Origin of the sequence: Thalassospira profundimaris WP0211, from assembly GCF_000300275.1 — a bacterium.
Lineage (GTDB): Bacteria > Pseudomonadota > Alphaproteobacteria > Rhodospirillales > Thalassospiraceae > Thalassospira > Thalassospira profundimaris.
Window position 1 is genome coordinate 248,729 of record NZ_AMRN01000001.1, and the last position, 12,702, is coordinate 261,430.

General features: G+C 56.0%; 9 protein-coding genes. 3 read left to right on the plus strand and 6 right to left on the minus strand.

Features of this window, described 5'->3' with window-relative positions; genetic code table 11:
- Nucleotides 1-93: 93 nt before the first annotated feature.
- From TH2_RS01035 to TH2_RS01050, 4 genes are all read right to left on the minus strand, one after another.
- On the minus strand, nt 94-1,134 hold the full coding sequence (locus TH2_RS01035) for an NADP(H)-dependent aldo-keto reductase (protein ID WP_008888528.1): 1,041 nt from the start codon (nt 1,132-1,134) through the stop codon (nt 94-96).
- Nucleotides 1,135-1,273: 139 nt separating this feature from the next.
- Complete coding sequence (locus tag TH2_RS01040; RefSeq protein ID WP_008888529.1) at nt 1,274-2,392, minus strand: FIST signal transduction protein; 1,119 nt, start codon at nt 2,390-2,392, stop codon at nt 1,274-1,276.
- A gap of 176 nt (nt 2,393-2,568) precedes the next feature.
- The gene (locus TH2_RS01045; protein ID WP_008888530.1) at nt 2,569-3,273 is read right to left on the minus strand and encodes a J domain-containing protein; all 705 of its coding nucleotides are present in this window, start codon (nt 3,271-3,273) and stop codon (nt 2,569-2,571) included.
- An 879-nt stretch (nt 3,274-4,152) separates the two neighbouring features.
- Complete coding sequence (locus TH2_RS01050; protein WP_008888531.1) at nt 4,153-4,878, minus strand: arylesterase; 726 nt, start codon at nt 4,876-4,878, stop codon at nt 4,153-4,155.
- Between the two features lie 168 nt (nt 4,879-5,046).
- Between TH2_RS01050 and TH2_RS01055 the strand changes: the two genes are divergently transcribed.
- Both TH2_RS01055 and TH2_RS01060 read left to right on the plus strand, forming a co-directional pair.
- Nucleotides 5,047-5,793: an ABC transporter ATP-binding protein gene (locus TH2_RS01055; RefSeq protein ID WP_008888532.1), complete on the plus strand. Its 747-nt coding sequence runs from the start codon at nt 5,047-5,049 to the stop codon at nt 5,791-5,793.
- A complete protein-coding gene (locus TH2_RS01060; RefSeq protein ID WP_008888533.1) occupies nt 5,790-8,348 on the plus strand; it encodes an ABC transporter permease in 2,559 nt (852 codons plus the stop codon). The genes TH2_RS01055 and TH2_RS01060 overlap by 4 nt, the downstream gene beginning before the upstream one ends.
- Nucleotides 8,349-8,454: 106 nt before the next feature.
- Here the strand turns inward: TH2_RS01060 and TH2_RS01065 are convergent, their stop codons facing one another.
- The gene (locus TH2_RS01065) at nt 8,455-10,071 is read right to left on the minus strand and encodes an acyl-CoA synthetase (RefSeq protein WP_008888534.1); all 1,617 of its coding nucleotides are present in this window, start codon (nt 10,069-10,071) and stop codon (nt 8,455-8,457) included.
- A gap of 119 nt (nt 10,072-10,190) precedes the next feature.
- Nucleotides 10,191-11,648 carry a hypothetical protein gene (locus TH2_RS01070; protein WP_008888535.1) on the minus strand — a complete coding sequence of 486 codons (1,458 nt, stop codon included), beginning with the start codon at nt 11,646-11,648 and terminating at the stop codon, nt 10,191-10,193.
- 322 nt (nt 11,649-11,970) lie between these two features.
- On the opposite strand from TH2_RS01070, the gene TH2_RS01075 reads away from it, so the two are divergent.
- Entirely contained in the window at nt 11,971-12,690 is a 720-nt protein-coding gene (locus TH2_RS01075; protein WP_008888536.1) for a Bax inhibitor-1/YccA family protein, read from the plus strand.
- The last annotated feature ends 12 nt before the right edge of the window (nt 12,691-12,702 follow it).

Consider the following 12,702-nt stretch of genomic DNA (forward strand, 5'->3'; position numbering starts at 1 on the left):
CGTTCTGGTGGTGGGAAAAGCGGCGGGATAAACCGCCGCCTTTCAAAAGTCGCTGGTCAAATTCTGAGAGCAAAATCTGACCATCCTGTGACCTTACGGGCAGGGATAGGTGTAGATCTGATGGATGTTTTCGATTTCTTCGAGAACAGCGTCCGACAGGGTGATGTTGGCCGAGCCGATATTGGATTTCAGCTGTTCCATGCTGGTCGCGCCAATGATGTTGGACGTCAGGAACGGGCGCGAATTGACATAGGCCAGCGCCATCTGAGCCGGATCAAGACCGTTATCCTTGGCAAGCTTCACATAGGCTTCGGTTGCCTTAACGCCATTTTCGGTCAGATAGCGGCCAAAATATTGCGGCCAGACTGAGGAACGCGCACCTTCGGGACGCGCACCGCCCAAATATTTGCCCGACAGCGCCCCGCCGCCCAGCGGCGAATAAGCCAGAAGACCGGCATCTTCGCGGATCGAACATTCTGCCAGACCAACTTCATATTGCCGGGTCAGAAGGCTATAGGGGTTCTGAACCGAGACAACGCGCGGCCAGCCATTCTTTTCGGCCAGTTCAAGGAACTTCATCAGGCCCCACGGGCTTTCATTCGAAAGGCCGATATGACGGACCTTGCCGGCCTTGACCAGCTCATCGAGGGCTTCGAGGCTTTCCTCAATCGGGGTGAATTCCTCGTCCGGCTCGTGGGTATAGCCGAGCTTGGAGAAGAAGTTGGAATTCCGATCCGGCCAATGGAGCTGATAAAGATCGACATAATCGGTTTTCAGACGACCAAGTGAAGCGTCAATCGCCTCAAAGATCTGCCCGCGGGTCAGACGCGGCCCGCCACGCACATACGGGAAACGATCAGCCGGACCGACGATCTTGCTGGCGATCACCAGATCATCGCGTTTTCCGCGCTTTTCAAGCCAGTTGCCGATGATGGTTTCGGTCGCGGTAAAGGTCTCTTCCATCGCCGGGACCGGATACATTTCGGCAGTGTCGATGAAATTGACTTCGTTGGCAGTAGCGTAATCAAGCTGTTCGAAAGCTTCTTCCTGGGTGTTCTGCTGGCCCCAGGTCATGGTACCAAGGCAGATGACGCTGACATCAATGTCTGTACGCCCCAGTCGACGATATTCCATATGAAATTCCCCTGTCTTATGCCGCCCGCACTATTGGATCGGGGCGGCACATGATTTTGCAATGGTATGAATATATCCGCTTGGCCACGCGATGAAACCGTTTGCAGGCAAATTTCTTATGATTTGAAAATTTGCGGCCTTAGATAAACAGGGTCAAAACCCCGGTATAGCCATAGAACCGGTCATTGCAGATTTCGCCATTGCCGTAAAAACCGGTCAGTGGCAAATCACCCAATTCATCACGGATGATCATCATTTCGCGGCTTTCGGTGCCAAACAGATGCGGGCCACGGGCGACACAGCTGCAATAAAGCGCCCCGCGCGGTTTGCCCGGCAGACGTTTTTGCAAATCGCTTAGCATGCGACGCAAATCCTGTTCGGCGGCTGCCCCGTCACGGCGGACAAAACGGATGGCGTCCCCCGCCTGCACATCGCCACTGATCGCGATCATGTTGTTATGGGGATCAATCCCCATCAGATTGCGCACGACAAAATCACCAGTATCCGACCCCGGCACCATCAGGGCCGCGTGATAGCGCCCGGATGCCATGGATTGTTCGCCGCCATCTGCTTCGAGTTCTTGCTTAAGCACATCAAGGGCCGGGCGATCATCAAGGGTGGAGATGATGCCTTCGCGTCCCTCGGTCACGCGGTGAACCGGGCCGATTGGCGTGCAGGCCTGACTGATGCCGACCTGAACACTGGTTTTGCCATCAAACAAAACGCCCGACAGGCCACCATTAACCACCCGGTCGGCAATCTGCGGCGCGCCGCGTTCCCCCGATGCGATGCCGCCAACCAGATAGGTTGAGCCCAATCGCGCCAGTTCGGCCAGCTGACTAAGACTTTCGGGGGCAGCGGGATCGCCATGCACCAGGCCAAAGATCGGCTGCAAGCGGTCAATCGCGCTTTGCAGATCGCGCGCATCCAGATCGGCCTCGGTCTTGAGCGGCTCAAAAATATGGAATTCATCACGGGCAAAGGGGGCCACCATGACAGAGGCCGCCGGAACACCGAAATAGGCCCGGCCCGATCCGCAGACGCCAACGCCGGAGGTTCCGATCCAGTGTTCAATCGACAGGCGGGAACGCAGGAAAGTCAGGATACTGCCAAGATCATCGGCCAGCGGTTCGGAGACATACAAAAAGGCCAGAGCCTGTTTGGGCAGTGGTTCTTTTTCGAGAAGTTCTGCAAGCTCGGATGCGACCGAAGCCCAGTTTTCGCCGCTGGCATGTGCCGCCCGAAATTCCGCCGTCATGCTGTCTCCCGTTGCTGACTGGTCAGGGTGCCCGGGTCTTGTGCCCGGTCGATAACCAGAAATCTGATGCTTACATCTAAGCCCAGTTAAATCTAAGCCCAGTTACATCTAAGCATTGGCCCACCCCTTCGACAAGGGCTTGGGCGGCGGTTCGTGATCCGGATCGATACAACCGATCAGGAAACGTGCTTGCGCAGGATCTCCATCGCAGCATTGAGCTGCGTCATGCGCTGGTGGGAGCCATAATTGCTGTCGGGGTGGTGGATGGCGGCAAGAACGCGGTATTTGGCGCGGATGGCGCGTAAATCAGGCCGCGCACTTGGTGCAAAGCCCATGACATGCAGGGCCTCGTTAAAGGTGGTGACGCCGCGATCGAGCGGATCAAAGGCAAGGTTATCAACAATCTGTCGCAGACGTTCGAGTTCTTCACGCGATTGCAGAAGTTCAACAGGTGGCTCTGCCTGACGTTTTTTAAGCGCGCGGGCTTCTTCAAGGGCGGCACGTTCGGCGGCGAGAACATCGGATTTCTCAACCCGCATATTGACATCACCCGCATCGAAATCGATCGCCATCTGAAGCGCCTTGCGCACAGTGATCACCGAAAACCCGGGTGGCAGGCGCAGTTGCAGCCGGGGTTTGCGCCGCCAGGGGCGCCCCTCGGCCGGGCCGGACTTCAAGACAATGGTTTCGCGATCGCCCTTGGGCGGGTCGCCGGGGTCCTGATAATCCTCAATCGCCTTTTCGGGCACAATCAACATCACCGAGCGCGCCAGATCGGCGGCATTCACCCCGCGCCGTTCTGCCAGTTGCAGCACAGCGTCACGAAAGATCGAAGAACAGGGAATGGTGTAGGACTGTTTGACGGTGGAAGAAGACGACACTGAACAATCCCTTTAAGGCATTGAAGTATTTAACTTAAACCCGAAATCTCCGGACACCGAAAGCGCAGATCAAACGCGCCTTTCCGCCCGATGGCATGAAGTGTATCGACGGATTTAGCCCCCTGCAACTGCATTTGCAGTCAAAATTGAATCGCTTCCGATTCATTCACAGGCCTATCGGCGACTCGTTGGGAATCCATGGAGTCCCCAGAACAATTCCAACACATTGATATCACGAGATATTTGTTTGAAGGCGTGCATTTCAGGCACTTAGGACACCTGTCTGGTTTCCCAAGAGTTATCCACAGGCTATAAGTGTCACCTGATTTCGGGGAATTTGATTAAGTTATTGATATTGTGTGATTTACGACATAGCGCACTTGCGATGCCCCACTCCTTCAGGAAAGGCAAAAAAGGATCAGAAACCCGATAATTGGATAACAGCCTTGGAAGAGGTGTTTTGAAAAACAACATACGCAGTAGCAGAAACGCTGTTCGAAACAGAACCGAAAGTAAATGAGGTGTTAATTTTACACCAAACCGCGTGTTTTGGTCCTCAAATGAGGGTTTTCAGGCGAAATTCTCGGTGTTCGCAAGACACTCGAAACCAACTTAACTTATTGATATTTATGATATTTCCGTCTTATAGCCGCGTTGACTTCGCCTTCTGAAGACCCGGCAGCTTAATCATTTCGGGTTGTTGACGTTTTCTATCTACATACGTAGTTTTTTACGGTTCACAAGCGTCGAAATTGCGCCAATCTGTGTCTTTGTGAAATTTTATAACCTGTCGGGACGCGCACAAGCCCTTGGAAAACCGACGGTTTTGCGCCCCAGATCATGAAGCGTCCGGCATATGTTCAGGCAGGTGCTTCGCGCTTAGCTGGCGTCAGTGGTTTGCAGCAGGTCGACGACATCTGGCAGGATGCGCTTGACGATCACGTCCACGCCGTCGGCATTAGGATGCATCCCGTCATCCTGATTAAGCTCCGGCTCGGCAGCAACGCCTTCAAGGAAAAACGGATAAAAATCAACCTGATAGCGGCTGGCGAGATCGGGATAGATGCTGTTGAATTCATCGCCGTAGGCCGTCCCCATATTGGGCGGGGCCATCATACCGGCCAGCAGAACATCGACATCCATGCCGCGCAGCTTTTCAAGGATTTCTGCCAGGTTTTCTCGGGTCTGGGATGGCTCCATCCCGCGAAGCGCATCATTGGCACCAAGTTCGAGCAACACCGCATCGGGTTTTTCAACCAGCGCCCAGTCGAGACGCGCCAGTCCCGCCGCCGTGGTATCGCCCGAGACGGAACTATTGATCACCCGGACATCGTGGCCTGCTTCCTTAAGGGCCGCTTCAAGCTTGGGCGCGAAACCGTTTTCATGATCAAGGCCATAGCCCGCCATCAGGCTATCACCAAATAAAACAAGGGTTTTTGGCGTTTGGTCGCTATCCTGTGCCTTGGTTTCATAGGCAAACCCGGTCATCCCAAGGGTTGCAAGGGCAAGCGTGGCAAGGGCCAAACCGGCGGATTTGCGAAAGCGCGATACCAACTTATGCGTGAACTTGATTACAGTGCGACCTTGCCCAAACGCCAAATTCATTACAAATCTCACCTTTACATGCTGCGAACTTGCCGGAGCGGTTTCCGACCGTTTACCCTTAAAGAAGTTATTCAGATCAAAAGAAGTCTGAACCAGAAACGTCCTGATCCGTAAGCTTATGTAGCCTGCTTTGTTGATCTTGCAACGGACAACCCGATAGGACCCGAAATGAGTGTGACCGAAACCACCACGATACCGGAACAAAATGTCGCCGCGTCTGGTGAAGCGCCAAAACAGACAATTGATGTGCAAAACCTGAAGCTGCGGCTGCAAGGTCCGGCCGGGATTGTCGAGATCCTCAAGGGGGTTGATCTTGCGATTGGTGCGGGCGAGCGCGTCTCGCTGGTCGGTCCGTCGGGATCCGGCAAGACATCGCTTTTGATGGTGATCGCCGGGCTGGAACAAGCCCAGGAAGGTGTGGTGAAGGTCTGCGGCAAGGACCTTCGCGCCCTTGATGAAGATGGCCTGGCGCTTTATCGCCGCCATCATGTCGGCATCGTGTTTCAGGACTTCCACCTGATCCCGACCATGAGCGCGTTGGAGAACGTTGCGCTTCCGATGGAATTCGCCGGACGTGCGGATGCCTTTGAAAAGGCACGCGAAGAATTGGAACTTGTCGGGCTGGGTCATCGCACCGATCACTATCCCGGCCAGCTATCAGGCGGGGAGCAGCAGCGCGTTGCGCTTGCACGTGCACTTGCGACCGATCCGGAGCTTTTGCTGGCCGATGAGCCGACCGGCAACCTTGATGGCACGACCGGTGAAACGATTATCGAATTGCTGTTTGATCTGACCAAACGGCGTGGCTCGACCCTGCTTTTGATCACCCATGATCCAGCTCTTGCCAAGCGGTGCGACCGCACGGTGATGCTGCGCGACGGCGAAATCGTTTCGCATCTGGAATCGCAGTCATGAGCACATCTGTTTCCCCCTCTGACGGTGCGGACCGCTTGTGGTCCATTGCCTGGCGGGTCTGCCGGCGCGAGTTGCGCGGCGGGCTGTCGGGCTTTCGTATTTTTCTGGCGTGTCTGGCGCTTGGCGTCGGGTCGATTGCAGCTGTCGGAAACGTTTCGGAATCCGTTCTTTCGGCACTTGAGCGTGACGGGCGGAAGCTTTTGGGTGGCGATGTTGAACTGCGCCTGACCCATCAGGAAGCAACCGGCGATCAGATCGAATGGCTAACCGCGAACACTGAACGCGTGGCCGAATTGGCGACCATGCGCACAACGGCCTACGGCCCGGACCAGCGCCGTCTGGTGGAGCTTAAGGCGGTTGATGAGGCCTATCCGCTGTTTGGCGAGATGGAGCTTGCCGATGGGGTTCCCTTTGACGGGATCCTTGATCAGAAGGATGGCGTCTGGGGGGCTGTGACCGAGGCTGGCTTGCTTGAACGGCTTCGCATCAATGTCGGGGACACGGTTGCCCTTGGCGATATTGATGTTCAGATCCGTGGTGTGATCAAGACCGAGCCCGACAAGGCGGTTGGCTTTTTCAACTTTGGCCCGCGCCTGATGGTGTCGATGGACGGGTTGATGGACACCGGGCTGGTGCAGCCGGGCAGTCTGATCCGCTATTACTACGCATTGGATATCAATGACAATGAAACCCCGACCGCCTTTCGCGAACGACTTGAAGAGCAGTTTGAAGATGCGGGCTGGCGTATTCGGGATACGGCCAATGCCAACCCTGGCCTGAAGAGGTTTATCGAGCGCCTGACCCTGTTCCTGACGCTTGTTGGTCTTTCGGCGCTTCTGGTTGGTGGCATCGGGGTTGCCAATGCGGTGCGTAGCCATATCGAAAGCAAAACATCCGTCATCGCCACGCTTAAATCCATCGGGGCGTCGCATGGTCTGGTACTTCGGATTTACTTCCTGCAGATCCTTGTTCTGGCCCTGATCGGGATTGCCATCGGGCTTTTGATCGGTGCGGTGACACCGGCACTGATTGCACCGGTTCTCGCCGGGCGGTTGCCGATTGATGTGACGCTGGGTCCGGCATTGCCGTCCTTGATCATTGCAACAAGCTTTGGCGTTTTGACCACCCTGGTCTTTGCCCTGCCGTCCTTGTTGCGCGCACGCGAAATCCCGGCGGCACGATTGTTCCGTGCCAGTGCTGGCCTGTTTAGTGGCAGTCCGGTGCGCAAGCGTGACCTGCCCTATATCGGGGTGCCGCTGGTGCTGTTGCTGATCCTCACAGTGTTGACCGCGACCGACAAGGCAATCGCGCTTGGCTTTATTGGCGGGTCGGCGGCAGCTGTGGTGATTTTCACCTTTGCAGGACAAGGTATCGTATCCCTTTCGAAACGGTTGATTACGGGCCGCAGTGCCTTTTCCAGACTGGCGCTTGCCAACCTGCATCGTCCGGGCGCCAGCACGGTGCCGGTTGCGTTGTCGCTTGGATTGGGATTGACGTTGCTGGTGACGATTTCCGGGATCGAGGGCAACCTTGATAACGAGATCAACGAGAACCTGCCGGACTCTGCCCCGGCCTTCTTCTTCCTTGATATTCGCCCCGATCAGATCGAGCAGTTCCGAGGCCAGCTTCTGGCACAGGATAATGTTTCGGATATCGAACAAACACCGATGCTGCGGGGGCGGGTAACGGCGGTTGATGGTGTTAATTCCAACGATGTCGGACCGGGTGATGATCGCTGGTTCCTGCGTGGGGACCGTGGCCTTACCTTTGCCGCCACCCCGCCGCCCGAAACCAAACTGGTCCGCGGCGAATGGTGGCCGGCTGACTACAACGATGCGTCCAAGCCACTGGTGTCGATCAGCGCGGATATCGGCAATGCGTTTGATCTGGAGCCGGGCGATACATTGACCGTCAATGTGCTGGGCCGCGATATCACGGCCGAGATCGCCAACTGGCGCGAGATCGAATGGCAAAGCCTGCGTATGAACTTCGCGATGGTGTTTTCACCGGGCCTGATCGACAAGGCGCCCTATAGCCTGATCGCCACCGCCCATATGCCACGCGAAATGGAAGAACCGGTTGATCGCATGATCGGCATGGATTTCCCGAATGTCTCGGCCATCCGGGTGCGTGAAGCACTTGAAGCGGCCAATGCCATTCTGGCCGGGATCGGAACGGCGCTTAACGCGACCAGCATGATCGCAATTGTCGCCGGTGTACTTGTGCTTGGCGGGGCGGTTGCGGCCGGTCGGCGCAAGCGCATTTATGACGCCGTGGTGCTCAAGACCCTTGGCGCGACACGGGCCAACATCCTTTATGCCTATGCGCTGGAATACGGGATCCTTGGCCTTGCCACCGGGGTGATTGCGGCCGTGGTCGGATCGGTTGCGGCCTGGTCGGTGCTGGTGCTGATCATGGAAGCCAACTGGGTGCTTTTGCCAATGACCATTCTGGGTCCGATTGCCATTGGTCTGTTTGCCACGCTGGCGGCTGGCTTCGTCGGCACCTGGCAGGCATTGCGCAGCCCGGCAGCACCGTTGTTGCGCAACGAGTAAGCCACAACTGCCAAAACGTGAAACAGACAAGGCCGGATCCAGATGGACCCGGCCTTGTTTTTTGCGAAAACCGTTTCGAAAACGATCTGAATTGACTGATTGAGGATCAGGCGATGTCGCGCAGTGCCCGCCTGACGACCTTGCCGGTGGTTGTCATCGGCAATTGATCAAGGAAAGCAATCTCGCGCGGGTATTCGTGTGCGGCCAGACGGGTTTTCACGAAATCCTTGATTTCACTTTCAAGCGCCGGGCTTTGAGCAAAGCCATCGGCCAGCACGACAAAGGCCTTTACGATCTGGCCGCGCTGTTCATCGGGTTTGCCAATCACACCAGCCATGCTCACAGCCGGATGGCCAATCAGGCAATCCTCGATCTCGCCCGGACCGATGCGATATCCGGCCGAGCTGATCAGATCATCGTCACGCCCGACAAAGCGGATATAGCCATCAGCATCGACACAGCCCATATCGCCGGTCAAAAGCCATTCACCGACAAACTTGTCACGAGTGGCTTCGGGATTGCGCCAGTATTCCAGGAACATCACCGGATCGGGCGCACGCACAGCAATGCGGCCCATTTCACCGGGTTCAAGAACCTTGCCGCTCAGATCAATCACCGCGACATCATGGCCGGGCACCGGACGGCCCATCACACCGGGTTTGGGTTCCATGATCGACTGACAGGAACTGACCACCATGTTGCATTCGGTCTGGCCATAGAATTCGTTGATGGTGAGGCCGAACACACGACGCCCCCAATCAAGAAGTTCCGCACCCAATGTTTCGCCACCACTTGCAATAGAGCGGATCTTAAAATTGAATCTTTGCGCCATATCATCGCCAGCTGCGCGCATCATCTTGAGCGCAGTTGGCGGCAGGAAGGTATTGCGCACGCCATATTCGGCCATCAGACGAAAGGCATCCTCGGGCGTGAATTTTTCAAACCGGTGGGCGACGACAGGTACGCCGTGATGCCAAGCAGGCAATAGCACATCCAAAAGCCCGCCAATCCACGCCCAATCGGCCGGGGTCCACATGACATCACCGTCTTCGGGGAAGAAGTCATGTGACATTTCAACACCGGGCAAATGGCCAAGCAACACCCGGTGCGCATGCAGCGCCCCTTTTGGCTGACCGGTGGTGCCGGATGTGTAAATGATCAGGGCCGGTTCATCGGCACGGGTATTGACCGGTTCGAATTCATCACTTGCTTCTGATGACAGGGCCTTGAAATCAAAACATTGATCGGGCGCGCCATCGATCACATAGACATATTCAAGGGCCGGCAGAAGATCGCGGATTTCGGCAATCTTGGCAGCGCCTTCGCGGTCTGTCACCAAGGCCTTGGCCGCACAGTTGCCCAGCCGGTATTCCAGCGCATCCACCCCAAACAACGTAAAGAGCGGCACAGCAATGCCGCCCATCTTGTAGGTCGCAACGTGGGCAATCGCCGTTTCCGGGCTTTGTGGCAACAGAATTCCAACCCGGTCACCGCGCCTGATGCCATGACGGCGCATGACATTGGCAAAGCGGTTCGACAGGCGTTTGATCTGTGCAAATGTGTAGTCGCGGCGCGACCCATCACGCCTGCGATGCATCAATGCCAGACGATCCGGGTCATCCGCCCATTTGTCACAAACATCGACACCGATATTAAAGTGGGTTGGCACGTTCCAGGCAAAGCGTGAACGTACCGCCGCATAGTCTGAACGACTGCCCAGCATGTTTCCTCCCTGAATTCGCCGCTGTTCTTTGTTTTTGGGTGCGGCAAATGTTGCGGAGCATGCTAGTGGCAATCGGGCGAAATTGGAAGGTCTGTCTGCGCGGCACTGATGATCGGTATTTAGCTGCCCGGATCAAGCAGGAAGGTGAAGTTGGCGTTCTGTCCGACATCGGTCGTTGCACGGGCATGGCAGCCAAGGCAGGTAGCATCGGACTGATCCTGCATGAAGCTTTCAAGCGTGCTGTTGGTCAAAAAGCGTGGCACTTCGCCAATACCGAACGGTTCACCACCGGGATTGCCAATCCATTGCGTTCCGAGCAGCATATAATTTGCAAGGACGCTGCCATTCAACTTGGTCTGCCAGACAAAGTTGCTTTCAGCCGTACCGGAAAATAGCCGCCAGCAACGTACAATATCGGGCGGGGTCGGATGATCCCCGGACGCAAGGCGGGCATAGGGCGGGTTGTCTGACCATTTCAAAATCCCGGATATCGGTTGATTGGCCGGGCTGCCGACTGGCAGTTGTCCGCCGTAAAAGGCGAATTCGCCTTCGACCGCTTCGGGCACGAGACAGCCGTTTTCAAACGGTTGCTTGGTGATGATGCTGTTGGGGCGCCGTGCATTGGCGGCCAAGGGCACATTGTCGATATGTTCGAAACTCGACCAGATCCAGCGATCCCCATTGCCACTGGCGACCCGCTGAACAAGATGCATGCCAACCAACCCGACCGTGACATCAAGACACTTCGCCCGGCCATCAATTGTCTGATCGCCCGCAAGCGATATTCGCGCCGGGCGGGTGAAATAACGGCCCCGATTTGTCGCATCCGCAGTTGGCAGAATACGCCAGGAAAACTTCAGAAGCTGCGCCCCCATCATACCGGGGGCAGAGGCTGGAATGGCCGGGTCAGACGCGTTTGACGCATCATTGGTAACCGCATTGGTGGACGCGAGTTTTACCTTCGTTGCGACATCGACCTGCAGATGGCCGGTGGGGAAATCGATGTTTTTTCCGGAGGTGGCAAAGGCGGCACGCCCGGCTGGCGTTTGCAGGTTGTTTGCGATGATATAATCAGCAGCGACCGGATTAATGCGGGTTTCGAAAAGAACGAAATTGCCCGCCTGATCAATCAGGACATCACCGGTAGATTGCAGATAACTTGCCAGCAGCAAATGCCCGGCGGGAAGATCATCAGCACAGGCCGGATTCGGATAGGTCACCTCGGAAAACAGGTCCCGCCTGGTCGGGAAGCTTTCCCATAAGGCTGCCTGATCGGGATGATCGAGCGGCGCCATCAGCGATGTGAATGCCTGCCAGGAGAACCGGTCAAAGGGGCGCTGGGCGTGATAGGCAAGGAAACGATAGACAAAGCTGGCGTCAAATTCCGGCACATCAACCGGCGCAATAGCACACGGCCCCGTGCCACTGCCATCGGCACAGAATTCTGCATTGTCATAGGTGTCGGTAAAAACCGGAATATCGCCATCACCGGCCGCACGTTTCAGACTGGCATTTTGCGCATGGCCGACCGTCGCGGCAGTCATGATACACACAATAACCAGGACCAGTTTTGCCATGGCATGCGCCAACACCCTGAAAGGGGCCAATGTGGGCATATAGAGTACGATGGAACGTGACATGATCCAGGGCCTGTGCAGGTTTCGCGACGGTTTTGTTCGTCCCGTAAGGGCACCATCATAGACCGGTTTACAGAACCTGTCGCCAATATGCGATTTCACGATAGCGTCACATCCGGGGTGAACAAGTTCACATCTGACGGCGGCCCGGAGTTGCACAATCTGTCAAAACGTTGCTTTTCCCGGAAATCCTGCCATATTTTGATCATCGCAGAATTGTATACCTATGTTCTGCTCACAATTGGATCAAAGAGGGATTTCAATGGCTTTTGAAACGCGTCAACGCGGCTATGACGTCTCGGTTGGCCGGTCGGCGGCCGAGATCGATGAAGGTCTCCGCGCCTATATGCTGCGTGTCTATAACTACATGGCATCCGCACTTGCCCTGACCGGTATCGTGGCAATGGCTGTGTCGACCAGCCCGACCCTGATGCAGGCTATTTTCGGCACCGGACTGCACTGGATTGTCATGCTGGCCCCGATCGGGCTTGTGTTCTTCCTGAGCGCGCGCATCCACAAGATGAGCTTTGGTGCCGCACAGGCGACATTCTGGATCTACGCCGCAATGATGGGTCTGTCCCTTGCGTCGATCTTCCTGGTTTACACCGGTGAGTCGATCGCGCGCACGTTCTTCATCACCGCGGGTACCTTTGGTGCGATGAGCCTGTTTGGCTATACCACCAAGAAAGACCTTTCGGGCTGGGGCAGCTTCCTGTTCATGGGCCTGATCGGTATCATCATCGCAATGGTGGTGAACATCTTCCTTGCCAGCACGATGCTGCAGTTCGTCATTTCGGCGGCTGGTGTTCTGATCTTCACGGGCCTTACCGCCTATGACACCCAGCGCATCAAGGAAGAATATCACGAGCATGACGATGCAACGACCGCAGGCAAAAAAGCCCTGTTCGGCGCGCTGCGTCTGTACCTTGATTTCGTGAACCTGTTCATCATGCTGCTGCACTTCTTTGGCAATCGCGAATAGAAGTTGCCCGGC